General features: G+C 35.5%; 17 protein-coding genes. 8 read left to right on the forward strand and 9 right to left on the reverse strand.

Annotated features, from left to right (window positions below; translation table 11 throughout):
- Positions 1-37: 37 nt before the first annotated feature.
- The gene (locus LV89_RS19465; protein ID WP_146199213.1) at positions 38-424 is read right to left on the reverse strand and encodes a hypothetical protein; all 387 of its coding nucleotides are present in this window, start codon (positions 422-424) and stop codon (positions 38-40) included.
- A gap of 187 nt (positions 425-611) precedes the next feature.
- On the opposite strand from LV89_RS19465, the gene LV89_RS19470 reads away from it, so the two are divergent.
- From LV89_RS19470 to LV89_RS19485, 5 genes are all read left to right on the forward strand, one after another.
- Complete coding sequence (locus tag LV89_RS19470) at positions 612-1838, forward strand: metallophosphoesterase family protein (protein ID WP_109744597.1); 1227 nt, start codon at positions 612-614, stop codon at positions 1836-1838.
- A gap of 71 nt (positions 1839-1909) precedes the next feature.
- Positions 1910-2422, forward strand: coding sequence for a hypothetical protein (locus LV89_RS19475; RefSeq protein ID WP_109744598.1), 513 nt, complete (start codon positions 1910-1912; stop codon positions 2420-2422).
- The gene (locus LV89_RS25315) at positions 2412-2585 is read left to right on the forward strand and encodes a hypothetical protein (RefSeq protein ID WP_158279639.1); all 174 of its coding nucleotides are present in this window, start codon (positions 2412-2414) and stop codon (positions 2583-2585) included. Before LV89_RS19475 ends, LV89_RS25315 begins: the two co-directional genes overlap by 11 nt.
- A gap of 105 nt (positions 2586-2690) precedes the next feature.
- Positions 2691-5786, forward strand: coding sequence for an AAA family ATPase (locus LV89_RS19480; protein ID WP_158279640.1), 3096 nt, complete (start codon positions 2691-2693; stop codon positions 5784-5786).
- Between the two features lie 19 nt (positions 5787-5805).
- A complete protein-coding gene (locus LV89_RS19485) occupies positions 5806-6786 on the forward strand; it encodes a glycosyltransferase (RefSeq protein WP_109744600.1) in 981 nt (326 codons plus the stop codon).
- Between the two features lie 610 nt (positions 6787-7396).
- Here the strand turns inward: LV89_RS19485 and LV89_RS19495 are convergent.
- Positions 7397-8383: a DUF8428 domain-containing protein gene (locus LV89_RS19495; protein WP_109744602.1), complete on the reverse strand. Its 987-nt coding sequence runs from the start codon at positions 8381-8383 to the stop codon at positions 7397-7399.
- Between the two features lie 393 nt (positions 8384-8776).
- Between LV89_RS19495 and LV89_RS19500 the strand changes: the two genes are divergently transcribed.
- The gene (locus tag LV89_RS19500) at positions 8777-9445 is read left to right on the forward strand and encodes a YggS family pyridoxal phosphate-dependent enzyme (RefSeq protein ID WP_109744603.1); all 669 of its coding nucleotides are present in this window, start codon (positions 8777-8779) and stop codon (positions 9443-9445) included.
- A gap of 42 nt (positions 9446-9487) precedes the next feature.
- Positions 9488-10378, forward strand: a complete 891-nt coding sequence (locus LV89_RS19505; protein ID WP_109744604.1) for a carbohydrate kinase family protein — start codon at positions 9488-9490, stop codon at positions 10376-10378.
- Positions 10379-10622: 244 nt separating this feature from the next.
- On the opposite strand, the gene LV89_RS19510 is transcribed toward LV89_RS19505, so the two are convergent.
- The 5 genes from LV89_RS19510 to LV89_RS19530 all read right to left on the reverse strand — a co-directional run bounded on the left by LV89_RS19510 (position 10623) and on the right by LV89_RS19530 (position 14296).
- Positions 10623-10913 (reverse strand): hypothetical protein, encoded by a 291-nt coding sequence (locus tag LV89_RS19510; RefSeq protein WP_109744605.1) that lies wholly within the window; start codon positions 10911-10913, stop codon positions 10623-10625.
- Positions 10914-11073: 160 nt separating this feature from the next.
- On the reverse strand, positions 11074-11925 hold the full coding sequence (locus tag LV89_RS19515; protein WP_158279641.1) for an anti-sigma factor: 852 nt from the start codon (positions 11923-11925) through the stop codon (positions 11074-11076).
- Positions 11922-12515 (reverse strand): RNA polymerase sigma factor, encoded by a 594-nt coding sequence (locus LV89_RS19520; protein WP_109744607.1) that lies wholly within the window; start codon positions 12513-12515, stop codon positions 11922-11924. The genes LV89_RS19515 and LV89_RS19520 overlap by 4 nt, the downstream gene beginning before the upstream one ends.
- Positions 12516-13056: 541 nt before the next feature.
- Positions 13057-13608 carry a fasciclin domain-containing protein gene (locus LV89_RS19525; RefSeq protein WP_109744649.1) on the reverse strand — a complete coding sequence of 184 codons (552 nt, stop codon included), beginning with the start codon at positions 13606-13608 and terminating at the stop codon, positions 13057-13059.
- Between the two features lie 196 nt (positions 13609-13804).
- Positions 13805-14296, reverse strand: a complete 492-nt coding sequence (locus LV89_RS19530) for a DUF1573 domain-containing protein (RefSeq protein WP_109744608.1) — start codon at positions 14294-14296, stop codon at positions 13805-13807.
- A gap of 540 nt (positions 14297-14836) precedes the next feature.
- Here LV89_RS19530 and LV89_RS19535 point away from each other — a divergent pair.
- Positions 14837-17245: an alpha-ketoacid dehydrogenase subunit alpha/beta gene (locus LV89_RS19535; RefSeq protein WP_229201559.1), complete on the forward strand. Its 2409-nt coding sequence runs from the start codon at positions 14837-14839 to the stop codon at positions 17243-17245.
- A gap of 206 nt (positions 17246-17451) precedes the next feature.
- Here LV89_RS19535 and LV89_RS19540 read toward each other — a convergent pair whose 3' ends face one another.
- The gene (locus LV89_RS19540) at positions 17452-18036 is read right to left on the reverse strand and encodes a DNA N-6-adenine-methyltransferase (protein ID WP_109744609.1); all 585 of its coding nucleotides are present in this window, start codon (positions 18034-18036) and stop codon (positions 17452-17454) included.
- Complete coding sequence (locus LV89_RS19545; protein ID WP_146199214.1) at positions 18036-19202, reverse strand: hypothetical protein; 1167 nt, start codon at positions 19200-19202, stop codon at positions 18036-18038. Before LV89_RS19545 ends, LV89_RS19540 begins: the two co-directional genes overlap by 1 nt.
- Between the last annotated feature and the right edge of the window lie 31 nt (positions 19203-19233).

Consider the following 19233-nt stretch of genomic DNA (forward strand, 5'->3'; position numbering starts at 1 on the left):
AACGTGTTCATGAGGCAATGATAAAATCAAGAAAGGATTAACAAAATTTGGGAGGTTGCCAAATAGAAGAAAGGAACGAAGACGTTAAAAAAGTTGGTTGATAACGATTCACAACTTTAGCTTCGACAAAAGGATTGAATATTGGAAATGTAAGATTTTGAGTAGGTAAATCTGCCGTAAAAGTGGCGTAATTCATGTGAAAATGCGTTTTGAAAGGCAGTTTCATATCTTTTTCATAGTCTCCGTCATTGACTGTTTCGGGCGTGTAGTGCATACACAAGAACTTCCAAAGCGTTAAATTTCTGTTTTGTTCTTTATGCTCTATGAAATGCTCTATCAAAAAAGGAAGTTTCAACGCCTGATACAATTCAGTCGTTGAAAACATATAAATGATAAGGAGCGATATGGCAACATATTTTTTCACACGACAAAGATATAGAATAATTTATTTGAGTGTGCTTTACATATCTTATTTCGTTAATTTGCGACCTTGAAATTTTAACAAAATATGAAACGCCCATACAAAAAACTTTGATACATAAAGAAATTATTAGGCGTTCCAACTGTGTCCCAATCTAATACCATTAAAAATATCTAAACATTATAATCAGATGAAAATTCTGCATACTGCCGATTGGCATTTGGGTAAACGACTTGATACTTTTTCTCGTTTGGAAGAACAACGAGAAGTTTTAGAAGAAATCTGTGAAATTGCCGACCGTGAAGCCGTTGAAGCGGTCATTGTGGCGGGTGATTTATTCGACAACTTTAACCCTTCATCAGAAGCAACCGAACTTTTATATACCACTTTACACCGTTTGTCTGACAATGGTAAACGTGCCATTATTGCCATTGCAGGAAATCACGATTCTCCCGAAAGAATTGAAGTTCCCGACGCTTTGGCTCGTGCCTGTGGAATTATTTTCGTAGGTTATCCTAATACTGAAATTAAGCCTTTTCGTACACAAGCGGGCGTGGAAGTGACCAAAACAGATAAGGGTTTTGTAGAATTAAAACTCCCCGAAAGTCCATTTCCTTTACGCTTAATCTTAACGCCCTACGCCAATGAATTACGGTTGAAAAAAGATTTAGGAGCAGAAGATTCTGAAGATGCTTTGCGGATTCATTTGCAAAATCATTGGCAAGAATTAGCCGATAAATATTTTGACAATCAAGGCGTTAATATTTTAGCAAGTCACCTATTTTTCATGAAAAAAGGAGGCGAACAACCCGAAGAACCCGATGACGAAAAACCAATTTTACACGTAGGCGGTGCATCGGCAATTTATTCTGAAAACATTCCCAAGCAAACGCAATATGTGGCTTTAGGACACTTACATCGCTACCAAATTATTGATAAAAGTCCTTGCCCAATTGTGTATTCAAGTAGTCCTTTGGCATATAGTTTTGCAGAAGCAAATCAGACAAAATTTGTAGTTTTACTCAATGCAGAACCCAACAAACCTATTGAATATCAACCCATTGCATTATTAAAAGGCAAAAAACTTTTACGTGAAAAATTCCATAACATTGATGATGCCGTTGCTTGGTTGGAGGAACACGTGAATGATTTAGTAGAAATCACGATTGTGTCTGAAAGTTATTTGGAAGTAACCGACAAACGACGATTATTAGATGCCCATCAAGGATTAATTCAGATTATTCCAGAGATAAAATCGCAAGGAACAGATGCCCAAGAGGGTATTCAAATTGATTTGACGATGGGCATGGAAGAACTATTTTCTGCCTATTTCAAACAACATAAAATCGGGAAAGGGCAAGAGCCTTCGGAGGGGTTGATGGCGATATTTAGAGAGGTGCAGGGGGAAGAGGATTGAAAATAGAATTTCGATAAATCTCCTATTTTCAAGAGTAATTTCTTATATTTGTTTACCTAATTTTTTGATAAATGTCACCTATTAATGAAGTAATTGATAAACTTACAAACTCAATTGAGAATGTAAAATCAGGGGAAAGTTTTAGGACTACCATGTTGCCTTTTTTGCCGAATGACAAAGGGTTTTCAAAAGGAAAATGGAAGTTTGATTGGACTAAAGAATCGACTGAAATACAAAGGCAAATTTTCAAATTAGTCACATTGGAGAATCCATCCATAATTCATGGATTAATAAGCATTGAAGACAAAGGCGACCTTATTTATATGCACCTTATTGAAAATGCAAAATTTAATAAAGGAAAAGAAAAAACGTATTATGGTGTAGCCGGTAATTTGGTAGCATTTGCTTGTAAAACTTCATTTGAAAAAGGCTATGACGGATTCATTTCTTTTACTTCAAAATCAAAATTGATTGAACATTATAAAAAATCATTAGGAGCAAAAATATTCATGGGAAATGTAATGATAATTGACACTCCTGAATCATTTAGGCTCTTTAAAAGATACTTCCCAGATGAAAACTAACATTGATTTTAAAAAATTATCTACGGCTGACTTGGACATAAATGGAAATTTAGAGCCAATCACCAAAGAAATAGAAGAGGCATTATCTGAGTTTTTGAAAAATAGAAAAAAGACTAAACGCTATACATCGAATAACGATAATAAAGTATTAGTTAACGTATAATCATTGTAAAAAGTAATAAGTCCGTCCTTTGTCTTTGTGATGAAGGACGGATTTATTTTAAAAAACCTATTATCTAACAATAGCACATTTATAATTTCAAGAAAAGTGATACCTAAATACCTAAAAATAAAAGGATTATATTCTTACAAATCCGAGCAAGAAATACATTTTGACCAACTAACAGAAGCGGCTCTATTCGGGATTTTTGGCTCGGTTGGTAGTGGGAAGTCATCAATTTTAGAAGCCATCACTTTTGCTCTTTATGGAGATACTGAGCGTTTGAATAGCAAAGGTGATGACCGAACTTATAACATGATGAATCTGCGTTCAGATGATTTGAGCATTGACTTTGAGTGTTTGGCGGGAAAAGATGCTCAACATTATCGGTTTTCGGTGCGAGGAAAACGTAATTCTAAAAATTTTAAAGATGTAAAAACCTTTGAACGAAAGGCGTATTTAAAACTCAATGAAGAATGGAGTCCGATTACGGCAGAAGATGTAGCTGAAAAGGTTATTGGACTGAGTTATGAGAATTTCCGTCGGACAATTATTATTCCACAAGGACGTTTTCAGGAATTTATTGAGTTGCGAGATAATGACCGCACCAAGATGATGAAAGAGCTTTTCAACTTGGATAAATACGATTTGAGTAGAAAAGTGGGGAGTCTGAATACTAAAAATAAACTTACTCTTTCAAATTTAGAAGGGCAATTAATGTCATTGGGCGAAGCTACGCCTGATATGGTTGTGCATCATGAGTTTGAATTAAAGTTGGCTCGACAAGAAATCAAGGTTTTTACTGAACAATTGGAGGTTGAAAATGAGTTTGATAAAGCTCTCACTGAACTTCGACAAGCTACCGAAAAAATACAGATTTTGAACGTTCAAGTGCTTGATTTAGAGAATAAAAAAGACTTTTTCAAGCAAAAAGAGGAAACGTTAAAAATCTACGAAATCTGTTCAAGACAATTTAAGTCTTTATTGGAATTGAAGAAATCGAACAAGGCGGTTTTGGAGCGAAATCAGGAGGTTTTTCAAAAAAATGAGAAACAATTAACTTTAATCGAAAAGTCCTTGATTGAGGCGAAAGAAAAACTTGATATTTTACGCCCACAATATGACCAAAAAGAAGCCCTTTTAACTGAAGCTAAAGAATTAGAAACAGTCATTGAAATTCTCGAAAATCAGGTTCAACTAACTAAAAAATCGGGAGCAATTGAACGGGGTTTAGAAATACAAAAAACGAAAGAAAACGAGTTAGGTTTACTGAAAAATCAAAAGCAAGATGCCGTTTTAGCCAATGACAAACTAAAAACTGAACTCCCTAATATTCAAGAATTTAGCTCAATAAAAACTTGGTTTAACGAAGCCGATTTTTTGCAAGAAACTAAAAGAAAAACGCATGATGAAGCAGGCAATTTACAGAAAGAATTAGTTAAACAACAAGACCTTAGAGTTGAGAAAATTTCAGCTATCAATCAACATTTTTCTTTGGAAATTCCAACGGACTGTACCACTGAAATCTTAGAAAATGCTTTTGCTGATTTACTCAAAAAGGCTGAACAGGAACAACAAATTCTGACTGAAAAATTAGAACATCTTAATACGCAAGCGGTTTTACAGCAATACGCAACCGACTTGAAAGATGGAGACGAATGTCCTTTATGTGGAGCTGTTCATCATCCTGCTTTGTCGCAAAATGGGCATGATTTTAAGCAAGAAATCTCAATTATTAAGGTTAAAATCAGCGATTTTCAGAAACTGCCCTCTCGTGTACGTACTGCCCAAATGCCCGTTGAAAAGATTTTTTCTGAAATTTCTAACTTAGAAAAAAACAAAACTGCTATAAGAAATAAATGGGATGAAATAAAGACAAAAATTGAAACTCACGAGCAGAATTTTATCTGGGAAAAATTTGATAAAGCTGACCGTGAAGGCTTTGAAAAAACATTCAATTCTATCACCGAATTACAAAAACAAATCTCTGATAATGAAATACTTATCAAAAATTTAGATTTAAAATTTGAGCAAGACAGTCAAGCTAAAATCAAGGATATTGACACGCCTTTATTGAACTTACAAAATGAGATTTCGGGTTTAAAAATCACGATAGAAACATTAAGCAAGCAACTGAGTAAAATACAATTGAGCGATTATGAAAACCTGTCGAAAGAGGAAGTGTTATCAAAAATAAAATCACTCAAAAATCAATATGAAACGTTAAAAAATGATTTTGAAACAACGCAGAAAAAAGTAAGTGATTTTGAGCAAGAAAAAAATGTCATTGCAGGTAGTCAACAAGCATTATCGGAAGTTTTGAAAGAAGCCCAATGCGAACTCAAAAACACGCAAGAACAAATAGAAAACTTGTTGGTTATCAACAACTTTGATTCTGAAAATAAAATTTCTGACATTCTCCAAGAAGCGTTGGATATTGACTTGGAACGTTCGGAAATTGAAATGTATAATACTACTCTAAAAACGCTAACGCAAGAATTAGAGACGTATCAGAAAAACTACGAAAATCTAACTTATGACCCCGAAAAACATAAAGCGGTAAGCATTAAAATTGAGGAAATAACAAACAATCTCAACATTCAACGCAAAGAAGAAGGACGAATTGGGGGGCTTTTGAAGAAGGCTCAAGAAGATTTAGCCAAGAAAATGGAGTTATTGAAAGAGCAAGAAAAACTCAAAATTCGTGAACAACATTTGAGCGATTTAGCAACGCTTTTTAGAGGAAATGGCTTTGTTGATTTTGTTTCGAGCGTACATTTGCAGAATCTTTGCAATGCCGCCAATGTCCGTTTTCATAAAATGACTCGCCAACAATTACATCTTGAATTGGGTGATGACAACAGTTTTTGGGTGCGTGATGTGCTAAATGGCGGACGTTCAAGGCTTTTAAAAACGCTTTCGGGTGGACAAAAATTCCAAGCGGCTTTGTCGTTGGCTTTAGCTCTGGCGGATAATATTCACACATTGACGGAATCAAAACACAACTTTTTCTTTTTAGATGAAGGTTTTGGTTCGCTCGACCGTGAGTCTTTACAGGTTGTTTTCGAGACTCTAAAATCTCTCCGAAAAGAAAATAGAATTGTTGGTGTAATTTCACACGTTGAAGATTTACAACAAGAAATTGACCGTTATTTGACTGTTCGGAACGATGAAGAATTGGGAAGTTTGATAACGGTCAATTAATCGCATAAAATTAACATTCATGAACATCTTAATTTTCCATAATTCGGTATTACCAGTTAGTAAATACGGCGGAACTGAACGCATTATTTATTGGTTGGGTAAACAATACACGCAAATGGGGCATCGAGTTACTTTTTTGGCTCAGGCTAATTCCCAAAGTGATTTTGCCGATATAATTGTGTATAATCCTGCTTTATCTGTTGACTCGCAAGTGCCTGATGACATTGATATTGTTCACCTCGACCACACGCCTGTTCATCCGCTTCGTAAGCCGTACATTGTGATGATGCAAGGCAATCCGAGTTTTGATTTAGATTGCGATTTGAATACCATTTTCGTGTCTAAAAATCAGGCAACTCGCTATGGTTCAGAGGCTTTCGTACATAATGGTTTGTATTTACCTGACTACGGCAAACCTACTTTCACCCAAAAAAGAACGCATTTACATTTTTTGGCAAAGGCAGCTTGGCGACTCAAAAATGTAAAAGGAGCAATTGAATTAGCCCGAAAAACGAACAATAAATTAGCCGTTTTAGGTGGTTCTCGACTAAACTTAAAAATGGGTTTTCGCTTTACGCCGTACCCAAGTATTAAATTTTACGGAATGGTTGGCGGTGAGGAAAAGAATCAATTGTTGAATAACTCTAAGGGTTTATTATTCCCTGTTTTATGGCACGAACCTTTCGGAATTGCTCTGATTGAAAGTTTGTACATGGGTACGCCTGTGTTCGGAACGCCGTATGGTTCTTTGCCCGAATTGATTACGCCAGAAGTTGGTTTTTTATCAAACAGAAAATCGGAATTGGTTGCTAATATTAACGATATTGAGCGTTTTGACAACAAGAAATGCTCGGAATATGTAGCGGATAATTTTACTATCAAACATACCGCTGAGGCATATTTGAAGTATTATGAAGTGGTGATGAATGGAAAAACTATTAATCAAAAACCGCCAAGAGAAATAGAAAAACCTGATAAGTTTTTGTATTGGGGAGAATAGGTGTGGTGGATTTGTTACTGGGAATTAGTGGACTGGTTACTGGAATGAAGTTATTTAACTTTTTTTGAAGTTATCCATTTATAAAGTAATTGTACCCTTGAAATAAATACATCTTTATTAATTAGATAATATAAGATAATGATTAGAAGAACTTCGAACCTAATAGGGGGCGTATTTACTTCTGTTTTTTTATTGGGAAGGTTTATGAAAAAACCAACAGAAAAATTTTTGATATGAGGGAAAAATACGGTAATATTAAAAAGTCCAAGAACTAAAAGTAGTCCAGTGAAAGTAACTCCCCATTCAAAATTTCTGAAATACAAAACAGCATTTATTACTGTAAAGGCAAGAGCAATGTATTGATAATTTGTGATGAAATTTTCAATAAAAATAAATGAGAAAAATGTATAACACATTATTAAACAGACAATTACAAAAGGAATTAATTGTTTCTGTTTTTTATTCAAATTCATTTTATTTTCTTGAGTATATTTAAAAATGTTGTTTTACGGAAGTCGTCGTTTTGAACGACGACTTCCGTTGAAGCTCAAATATACAATGATTTTTAAAAACCAGTAACCCATTCCCAATCCACCAATAACTAAACACGCTACTTAACTTCAAAAACGCCCTCTCCTATTCTATATCCTTCTGAGTAAAGTTCAATGATGTGCTTTCCTTCTTTATATGATAACCCACGACTGTAAACAAATTCTACTGACTGATGAGAATTGTCGTAGATAATTTTCTGTTTTGCCGTATAAGTCATTTCTTTATTCTTGTAGTTGAACGTTCCCGAACCCGTTGCCATGTCTGCAATCGTTGCTCCTGATGGGTCGATAATTCTTAGGAAAATCGTTTTTGCTTCACGAGTCGTCACTTGATTTTCTTGTAAATAGAATGTAATTCTTACTTTATCTACTCTTTTTGAACGATAAACGCCTCCGTCACTTTCCTTTCCTTTCGTTGAAATTGCATAAATATTGATACTTTCGGCACGTAATGCAGCCGCTTGAGACACTTTTTCGTTTAATTCTCGGTTACGAGCTTCTACTTCTTTGGCACGGTCTGCTAATTCTTTTTGCTTGATAGTAAAATTCATTGCCGAATCGCTCAATGCTCTTTGGGCGTAAGAAATTCCTTCTAATAAATTCTGCGTTTCTTTACTCAATGAGTCGTTTTTGGCAACTAAAATTCCATTTTCTCTACGTAATTTGTTTAATTCTACATCTTTCTGACCCAACAAAATCATGTATTCTTTGATTTTCGATTGGTATTTTTTCACCGAAAATCCTTCCATTTTTTGCAACGAAAGTTTATCAGCCTGCAATTGTTCTTTTGCACGCATCAATTCTTCTACATTTCCACCAAGTTTTTTGATTTCAATAATCTTGCTATTCAACTGATTTTCGATTGAATCCAACTTTGTATTTGCCTGCAATAATTCTTTGGCTTGTAAAGTCGTAATTTCTTCAGCTTTATGATTATTCTGACGCTCACGAACGTATAAAAAACCCAATGCTAATGCTAAAAGTCCTAAGACTGCCACAGCAATTTTCAGTTTATTTTCGCTTTGTCTATTCGGATTATACTCCATTTCAGATTTTTTATATTTAATGGGTCGTGTTAATTTAAAAACGCTTTTTCTTGTCTTTTATTTAAAAAAATAATCCACGAACAATGTTTAATTTTACAAATCTAAGTTATTGCAACTGATAACGCAAAAAATTGTAATAATCAACTAATCCTTATGAGTTATCGGTCATTTAATTCAGATTGTATTTCTAATTATTTTAGGCTGACGTAAGTAATGAGACAAAATAAAACGCTATTTTAAAATATCACAAACCATTGATAATCAAGTTTATGATAATCGTAAATCGTAATTCTTAAATCGTCATTGTACTTACTTCGACAATCAGCGAAAACAAACATAATTTAATTTATACAGTTTTAAGTCAAAAGTCAATAGCTTAAAACAATTCAAATAATGAATATAGCAGAAAATATAGACAAAATCAAGGCTGAATTGGCAGGTACTTCTGCCCGATTGATTGCCGTTACAAAAACGAAGCCTTTAGAAGACTTACAAGCCGCTTATGATGCCAATTGTACAATTTTTGGGGAAAATAAAGTCCAAGAAATGGTGCAAAAATGGGAAGTGTTACCCAAAGATATTGAATGGCATTTAATTGGACATTTACAATCCAACAAAGTGAAGTACATGGCTGAATTTGTAGCAATGATTCACTCGGTAGATTCTTTGAAATTGTTGCAAGAAATAGACAAACAAGCCTCAAAACATAACCGAGTAATTGATTGTTTGCTACAAATTTATATCGCCCAAGAGGAAACCAAATTTGGATTATCGGAAGATGAAGCTCGTGAGATTTTGGATTCAGAGGAATTTAAAGCCATGAAAAATATCCGAATTGTGGGAGTAATGGGCATGGCAACCAATACCGACGACCAAGAGCAAATCAGATTGGAATTTAGAAGTTTAAAAACGTTCTTCGAAACGCTGAAATCGGAATATTCTGCAAACGAAAACTTACAATTCCGTGAAATTTCAATGGGAATGTCTGGCGATTTTATGATTGCAGCCGAAGAAGGTTCAACCCTTGTGCGAGTTGGTTCTGCCATTTTTGGAAGTCGATAATCAATTACAAAAAATAACCATTTTATAAACATTAATACAATAATGCCATTTAATCAAAATTATATCTGCTGCTTTGGGGAAGTTCTTTGGGACTTGCTACCATCTGGCAAACTTCCCGGAGGAGCTCCCATGAATGTTGCCACCCATTTACAAAATTTAGGAACTCCGTCGGTAGTGATAAGCCGTGTTGGGAATGATGAATTGGGCGATGAAATCAAGACATTTTTGCAAGACAAAAACTGTACACTTGACTTCATTCAAACCGACGAAAGCCACCCAACAGGAAAAGTAAACGTATTTTTATCCGAAAAACACGAAGCTACTTATGAAATCGTTCACCCTGTGGCTTGGGATTTCATCAGTATTTCTCCCGAAACAATCGACTTAGTAAAAAACGCTAAAGGCTTAATTTTCGGAACATTAGCTTGCCGAGATACGCATACAAAAAATACATTATTAGCCTTGTTAGAAGTTGCTCCGCTAAAAATTTATGATGTCAATTTGCGTCCTCCGCATTATACACAAGCATTGGTTGAGACGTTTTTACACAAAGCCGACATTGTCAAAATGAACGAAGATGAGTTAGAAATCATCACAAATTGGTACGGATTTACGGAAGGCAATGACGAACAAAAATTGTCGCAATTGAAAGATAAATTCAATTTACAAACGCTTATTGTAACGCAAGGAGGAGATGGTGCGATGGTTTTGGCAGAACAAGGATTCTACAAATCAAACGGCTTTAAGGTAACGGTAATGGATACGATTGGCAGTGGAGATTCATTTTTGGCGGGTTTCTTGACCAATTATTTAGCAGGAAAACCTATTGATTATGCCCTCACGTATGCGTGTGCTTTAGGTGCTTTGGTGGCATCACACAAAGGAGCAAATCCACCGATTCAGGAAGTTGATATTTTGGAAATGATTGGTTGATTGGTTACGGGTTGATTAGTTACTGGTTATTGGTTATTGGAGATTGGTTACTGGTTAATTGGTTATCAGTTGATTAGTTACTGGAAATTAGTTTGCGTGTTTTCCCCTTCACCAATTTCCAGTAACTAATAACCAATTTCTAATAACCAGTAACCAATAACCAGTAACCAGTAACCAATAACCAGTAACCAATAACCAGTAACCAATAACCAGTAACCAATAACCAATAACCAATTCCCAGTAACTAATTCAAAACCATTTTCGGGAAACGATACATTTGAGAATCATAAACCATCAATTGGTCGATTTCTAACTCAAAGTATTTGTATAAAGGCGAACGTTCGAGTTGCTTATGAATATCGGGTTTGTCTTTGGCATTCATGGTTATCCAACCACGCCCAACCTCCGCAGAAATTGCGTAAGAATCAATCACTCCTTTCAATATCAGCTCATTAATTACGCCACGATGTTTGGGAACGAGACTCATAAAATCCTCATCAATACTAAAAAAAACACTTACCTGATATTTGTTCATCTTACGTCTTTTTGATTCTTGGTAAATATAGCGGTTATTAGGGATTAGGCAAATAGGAAAGAAAAATACTTTCAACTACCAAGGCAAACATAAAAAAAACCTTGACAGTTCGATTTACTATCAAGGTTTTTAGTTTAAGAATGGGTAATTGAACCAAATCTTACACGGCTCCCATTACGTAAACTGCTCCTTTTGGACCAGCTTCTGTGGTACTTCCTCCTGTATTTTCCAATGAAATCGCAAAAGCTACTGCGTTTGAGAATGACTTCATTTTCAAAATATTTCCTTTGCTATCAATCATACCTGCATCAACGGGTTTGCCGTCAACAATTGCCCAAAGTTGGTATTGTTTTCCTGTTGGAACTTCTGGCAATGATAACGCTGAAAGATATACTTCTTGCTTAGTTTTATCAAAATAAACTAATGCTTTCGCTTCTGGTGCAACTTCTTGCCCTGACAATTTAATAATCTTCACATCAGGGTTTTGTAAAATTGCTAATTCTTCTTGATAGCTTGCTTTCAAGGTCTGCCCTTCTTTGGCAAGAATTTGATTTTGACTTTCAAGAGCTAATACCTTTTCTTCCGAATTTTTCCAATTCTTGAAGAACCAAATATTTGCCCCAATACTTAGGGCTAATAATACCCACGAAGCCGCCATTTTAAAGATTGACCTCTGCGAGGCTGACGATTCGTTACGCTGATTGAGATTGATTACCTCACGAGGCTCAATGTCTTCTTTTACTGTTTGGTTAATCCCTTTTGAATACTTTTGCTCAACTGTTTTATGCTCATTAAAAAGATTGTCCATTATTTTATCTTTCAAAAAAGCAGGAGGTTGTTTTTCATATTGCAAAGCATAAGTTTCAAGTGAGTTTCTAATAGCATCTAATTCTTGGCGAATTGCAGGGTATTCCAGTGCCAGACGTTCCACTTCTGCCGACTCCCCAGCAGTAGCTACACCTAACACGTAGCTTTCTAAAATGCCTGATTCTATATATTCCTTAGTGTTCATATCCATTTATCTAAAATTGCCGATAGCAAAACAAGTCCAAATTGTACAAAAAATTGTCTCAACTGCACAATAGCAGCTTTAACACGAGTTTTCACTGTTCCCAAAGGTATTCCAAATTCATCTGCTACTTCTGCCTGTGTATAACCTTTGAAATAGAGTAATTCTATCATCTGTTGGTGTTCTGGGCGAAGATTCTCAACTACTTTTTTCAAACCAATGGCATCGACATCAAACTGACTATTTTCTTGATTATCAATCACGTTTATGTTTGAATCAATGTCTTGATTTCGTTGTGAATTTTGAAATTCTTGTGAGCGGATTCGGTCAATGGCAGTATTTCTTGCTACGTTCAGTATCCACGTAAACAAAGTTCCTTTAGAGCGGTTATAGCCGTCTATATTTTTCCAAATCTTCACAAAAGAATCTTGCATAACATCGGCGGCTATTTCTTCTGAGCGGACTATTTTCAAAATAACGCCATACAATGCCGATGAATAATTATCATACAAGATGGAGAAGCCTCGTTGGTCTTTGCTTTGCAGCAACACCACCAGAGCGTCTTCAGCTATAATCGTTTTACGTTTAGACATGAGTGTATTTTATCGATGAATGAAGTATATTTATTCATACTTACCACATTCTGATTTTTGATGGCTTAATAAAGATAATGGTAATAATTGAGAGTTTCCAAAGGAAAATATTTAATCTTAAAAAACGCTGGAATACTTTATTCAAGACTAAAGTATAAAATAATGAACAATATGTTTTAAAAATTGTTTAAAGTTCTTTAAAAATAGGTATTTAGAAATTTTCGGGTTATTTCACAAAATATAATAAATTGGAAATAAGCAGTTTATGTTTTTAAAGGTCACATACTTAAATATGGCTTATTGAGTAATTTTAGAAACAAAGGACTTTCTCATTTTGGAAAGCCCTTTGTGTATTACCCATTATTAAACCACACCTGTCTATTAGGCGTGGAGGGAATCGTAAAATGAATCATAAAGGAAAGTACATATTAATTAGCGATAAAGCCGCCACTTATTAAAAGACAGGATAATTATTACCTCTCTTTGCTAATTAATATTCTGTACTTCAATCCTTTATCCCGCATTTTTTTCTCTCCATACCTTACATCTTAGGCAATACTACGGCGTCTAATACGTGGATAACACCATTTGATTGATACACGTCATAAGTAGAAATGTTTGCCATTCCGCCATTTTCGTCTTTCAACACAATATTATGAGAACCATTGAACATAGCTGTTAGCGTTCCACCACTAACGGTTTTAAATGTAGCCTTTCCTCCTCCTGCTTTAATTGCCTTAGCAATTGCATCAAAGTCATATTTTCCTGCTACTACGTGATACGTTAATACTTTTGCTAAAGTTGCTTTATTTTCTGGCTTCAATAATGTTTCAACAGTTCCTGCTGGTAAGTTTTCAAAGGCATCATTTACAGGGGCAAAAACTGTGAATGGTCCTTTTGTTTGTAGAGTAGTTACTAAATCTGCTGCTTTTACGGCTGCAACAAGTGTTGTATGTGCTTTAGAGTTAACGGCATTTTCAACAATATTTTTTGTTGGATACATCGCTTCCGAACCTACTGTAACGGTTTGAGCGTTTATTGCAAATGATGCTATACCTGATATTAATCCGAATACTAATGTTACTTTTTTCATTTGTTTGTGATGTTTATGAATGTTTTTAATTTGATGATGAATTGTGTGTATCATTAATGAACTTACAAACAGATTTACGGTAAACAATTGTAGTTGGATTTAGTTAGACGAAAAAAAAAGCAAAAAACCCCACAAATGTTTCCATCTGTGGGGTTTTATATTTTCTAACCTAATTGCTTAAAATTCGCAAATAGAATTATTTTCCTGATTTTTTCTTAGCTGGAGCTACTGCTTTTGCAGGTGCTGGAGCTGCTGCTGGAGCAGTTTTAGAAACTGTTGGAGCTGGAGCTGGTTCTGCTGCTGCTGCTGGAGCTGCTGATTTTGGATTCACTTCTCCTTTGATTGATAATACAATTTGTGGACTTTCTGAATTACTTACAACTGTTACAGTTTTAGAGAAGTTACCCGGACGACCTTGTGAGTTGAAAGAAGCAGTAACTTTTCCTGTTTTACCTGGCATTACTGGGTCTTTTGTCCAGTCTGGCGTAGTACAACCGCATGAAGCTTGTGCGTTTGAAATTACAACTGGAGCAGTACCTGTATTTGTGAATTCAAATGTATAAGTAGCTTGTGTTCCTTCTTCAATTTTACCAAAATCATGAGATTCAGTTTTGAATTTGATAATTCCTTGAGCATTAGCGAAGGTTGCTACGAACAAAAATGCGAAAACGAAAAGTAATTTTTTCATGTCTAAATTTGATTTGTTGTTAAATATTTATTGATACCTTGTAATTTACTGAGAACTAAATTTTGTGCTTTTTTACACAAATGAAGTGCAATTTAATTTAAAAAAATCTTAGAATTTTAAGAGAATTGAATAAAGATTTTTCGATAAACAAAAGCGAAGAATATTCTTTTAATTCCTTGACTTATCACTCTTTAATCATCCCTTCCGATAATTCTACGAAACAAAAGTAAATGCTCTGAAAAGCTTTGCAAAATCTTTGCCAATCTTTAACAAATCATTAACAATAGATATTAAGCATATCACCCCACAGCAATGTTTGTTGTACTAATTAATTTTTTGTATTTTTGAGTTGAAATTTGATGTTTGAACCACCATATATAATGGTCAAAATTCACTATCTGGAACTACGAGGTTTGATATTTGGTTGTTTTAGAATCAAATATTATGCTCAAATAACGTAATTCCAACATCAAACATCGAATCATAAACATTGAGCATCGAAATTCAAATCTCGAACATCGAAAAACCCATACCCCAGCCTTGGAAAACACACTACTATCCGAAGTCCTCACATTCAGCAAAGAGTCGGTCTTGGCTGATTACCGTATTATTCGTTTGAGTCGAGAATGTAGCTTATTGGTCAGAAAAGAGGTTTTTGCAGGACGAGCGAAGTTTGGAATTTATGGCGATGGCAAAGAATTATGCCAATTAGCACTGGCTCGTGCTATGCAAGCTGGCGATTATATTTCGGGATATTACCGTGACCAAACCATTGTAGCGGCAGTTGGTGATATGACATGGACTCAGTATTTTTCTCAATTATACGGACATCCAGACGTTGAATTTGACCCACACACAGGCGGGCGTACCATGAACAACCACCACGCTACTCGTTGGTTGGACAAAGATGGCAAATGGCTTGACCAAACTAAACTATATAATTCAATCGGTGGAGTTTCTTCAACGGCAGGGCAAATGCCTCGTGCAGTTGGCGTTGCGTATGCGTCTAAACTTTACCGTCAACAATCTGAATTACAGAACATTTCAGAAAATTTCACCCGTAACGGAAACGAAGTTTGTTTCTCAACTATTGGCGATGCTTCTACCTCTGAAGGTATGTTTTTGGAATGTGTTAATGCGGCAGGTGTTTTGCAAATTCCTTTAGTGATGTCGGTTTGGGACGATGGCTACGGAATTTCTGTTCCTTCTGAATACCAAACCACAAAATCTTCTATTTCAAAAGCATTGGCAGGATACCAACGCAATGAAGACGAAGCTGGTTTAGAAATATTTACAGTAAAAGCATGGGATTATGTCGGCTTAATGGAAACTTACCAAAAAGCGGCTACTTTAGCTCGTGACTTTCACATTCCTTCATTGATTCACGTTGAAGAAGTTACACAACAACAAGGACACTCTGCTTCTGGCTCGCACGAGCGTTATAAATCAGCCGAAAGACTACAATTTGAACTTGATTTTGACTGTAATTTAAAATTCCGTGAGTGGGTAATTTCTGAAGGATTTGCTACGGAAGAAGAGCTACAAGAAATTGATAAAGAAGCCGTAAAAGAAGCTCGTCGTTGCCAAAAAGCAGCTTGGCAAGCTTATGCAGATTCGGTAAAACCAGAACGTGAAGATGCTCTTTCGTTGATGTACCAAGCGGCTGCCGAAACCCAAAACGGAGCAGAAGTAAAAGCCATTGCCGAAGATTTACGCAAAGCGGTTAATCCTATTCACCACGAAAATGTGGTAGCAGTAAGAAAAGTTTTACGAGCTTTACGTTTTGAAGAATCTCCTGCCAAACAAGGCTTACGTGAATGGTTGGCAAAAACGGCAGAACTCAATTTTGAACGCTTTGATTCTCATCAATTTAGTATTTCTGACGAATCTCCACTGAAAGTTCAAGCCGTTGAGCCTGAATATGATGGCAATTCGCCAAGTATTGATGGGCGTGAGATTTTGAATAAAAACTTCGACCATTTATTCACAATTGACCCTCGAATTTTTATTTTAGGAGAAGACGTTGGGAAAATTGGTGATGTAAACCAAACACTGGCAGGATTACAAGAAAAACACGGAGAACTCAGAATTACCGATACGGGAATCCGTGAAATGACCATTGTTGGACAGGGAATCGGAGCAGCAATGCGTGGGCTTCGTCCAATTATCGAAATTCAGTATTTAGATTATATCCTTTACCCATTTGCAACACTTTCCGACGATTTGGCTTGTTTGCAGTATAGAACGGCAGGTGGACAAAAAGCTCCTTTAATTATCCGTACTCGTGGACACCGTTTGGAAGGTATTTGGCACTCAGGTTCTCCGATGTCGGTATTATTAGGTGGTTTGAGAGGCGTACACCTTTGCGTACCTCGCAACATGACCCAAGCGGCAGGAATGTACAATACCCTTCTCAATTCAGACGACCCCGCCATTGTTATTGAGTGCTTGAATGGCTATCGTTTGAAAGAAAAATTACCAAATAACCTCCACGATATGCGTGTGCCTTTGGGTGTACCTGAGGTTATCAGAGAAGGACGTGACATTACGATTGTGACTTACGGTTCTATGTGTAGAATTGTAATGGAAGCAGCTCGTCAATTAGAAGAAATGGATATTTCGGTAGAAGTGATTGACGTTCAAACACTTTTACCTTTTGATGTTTCGCACAAAATTGTGGAATCTATCAAAAAGACCAACCGTGTGATTTTTGCCGATGAAGATATGCCAGGCGGTGGGTCGGCATATATGATGCAACACGTTTTGGACGAGCAAAATGCGTATCGTTATTTAGACTCGAAACCCGTTTGTTTGGCGGCTGTTCCGCACCGACCAGCTTATAGTTCAGACGGTGATTACTTCTCGAAACCAAACGCAGAAAACGTTTTTGATGCAGCCTACGCCATGATGAGCGAATTTAATCCTCAGCGTTTCCCGAAGATATATTAAAAGTAACACAGATTAACGTAACACAGACTTCAGTCTGTAAGTCAAGTTAACACCTCAATAGTTTTAACAGTCCCCTGTGACTATTGTAAACTTACAGACTAAAGTCTGTGTTACACATATTCCACACAAATGAAAAAAATCTACGCAATTATTACCTTCTGCCTATTTTGTGGCTACTCTTTATTTTCGCAAATACTACTGTTGTGTTAATGAAACAATTCCAATTTTTTACGGTCTGAACCAATCTTTTCATCTATTAAATTTGAAATATCTACTACTGCTCCATATTCTATAAATGTCTCATAAAACTTGTAATAATTATCTCCCCAATAAATCATAGCACAAGCCATTGGAGCACCTTTTCCTATATCTTGACCATTTTCTAAAAATTTTAGTCTTGTGTCATATAAAAAACAAATGGCTCTGGCTTTTGTAAAAACAAACCTCTTCCAGTGTGAAGTATTAGCTGCAATTGGAATTAATGCCAATACTTGTGAACCAAATTCAGTATTTGCATGGGCACATTTTGCCAACCAGTTTTTGATAGTAGTACCTCTTTCTTTATCTATTCCGTAAGGAGGATTTACAAAAATCGTTGGATAATTCCATGATTCTTTCAGTCCGTCATGTTCTGGCAGTCTATATTCTGTTTCAGCATTAACAACAGAATACTCGTTTGAGCAAGGGTCGAGGTCAATACTACCACCGTAAAAGTCTTTTACAGCTTTAACGTACTTGTGTGGTGTACCCCAACTTTGACTTAATGTAATTATACTTCTACCTGCACTCATTATAAAATTGTTTTCCAGTTTTTGTTTTTTAACTCTTCTAATTCATTGTTCAAATCTATCAAACTCTTTTTACTTGGAGAAATGACATTAAACCAACTTTCAACCGTTTTCAGGTTATCCTTAAAATATTTCAGTAGAATTCGGTCAGCTTCAATATTCATCTGAACTTTTGTAAACTGATTCTTCTTTTTATCTTCTTTGTAACTTGATAAAAATGTATCTCTAAGAAATTGGAATTCTGGAATTGGGTTCAACAATAATTTATCAATAAAATCTGATAATCCTTGGTCTGTTAAAAACAATAACCAGTCGTAAGATTGAGCTAAAACCATCAACTCTTTTTGAAAATGCTCTTCGCTAAAACTTAACTCTCCATCTGACGTTTTCTTAATCCAATTTCCATGATTACTAACAATGCCAATCGTTAAAATGAATCTGCGGAGTAATTCTTTATCAGAAGAGAAAATAATCTCTTCCATCAATTTCACATAAGGTTTGATTATATAAGAACCATCACTTTTGTAGATAATACCTTGCATTTCACCTACATCACAACGAATTTTTTGTAGGGAAGATGCCATTCTTGCAACATAAGCACCCTGTTTTGCTTTTTCAATTGTCTGCGGACCTTTGGTCATACCTTCTTCAACGCCAACTCGCTTACATTCAAACATGGCATAAGGTTTTCTATTTTGCTCGTAAATATGAAGTTCTAAATTTCTACCTTCATCTGATTTAATACTGCATAAGAGAAAGGAGTTTTCAGATGTAGCAATCGTACAGGCGTTACGAAGAATGTTATTACTCAAAAGTTGATTATTCTTACGCTCAAAACCTGTCAAATCAAAACCTGTCGCTTGAAGTGCCTTTAAAATTATGTTGGAGGTTATAGATTTTTCAGATTTATCTATCGTTAGAAAAGAACTACGCACAATTGGATGAAGCGAATATTCTACATTATGTGTAATGTCTGGATTACCGTATTCAGCAAGTCCACGCTCAATAGAAATTTGATTATTCAGTCCCCAAGTTTTGAGTAAATAGTAGGTGATGATTTCAACTAATGTCCCCAATGCTCTTCCAGAAGCCTTTTTGGGGTCTTTGGTATGTTTAAATACTTCTTCCGCTAAAACTTTTTGTAATTTATCTACTGATTCGTAAGCCATATTTTTCTTTTTGGTAAAGGTAGTTTTTTTA

It is taken from the genome of Arcicella aurantiaca (genome assembly GCF_003148625.1).
GTDB classification, from domain to species: domain Bacteria; phylum Bacteroidota; class Bacteroidia; order Cytophagales; family Spirosomataceae; genus Arcicella; species Arcicella aurantiaca.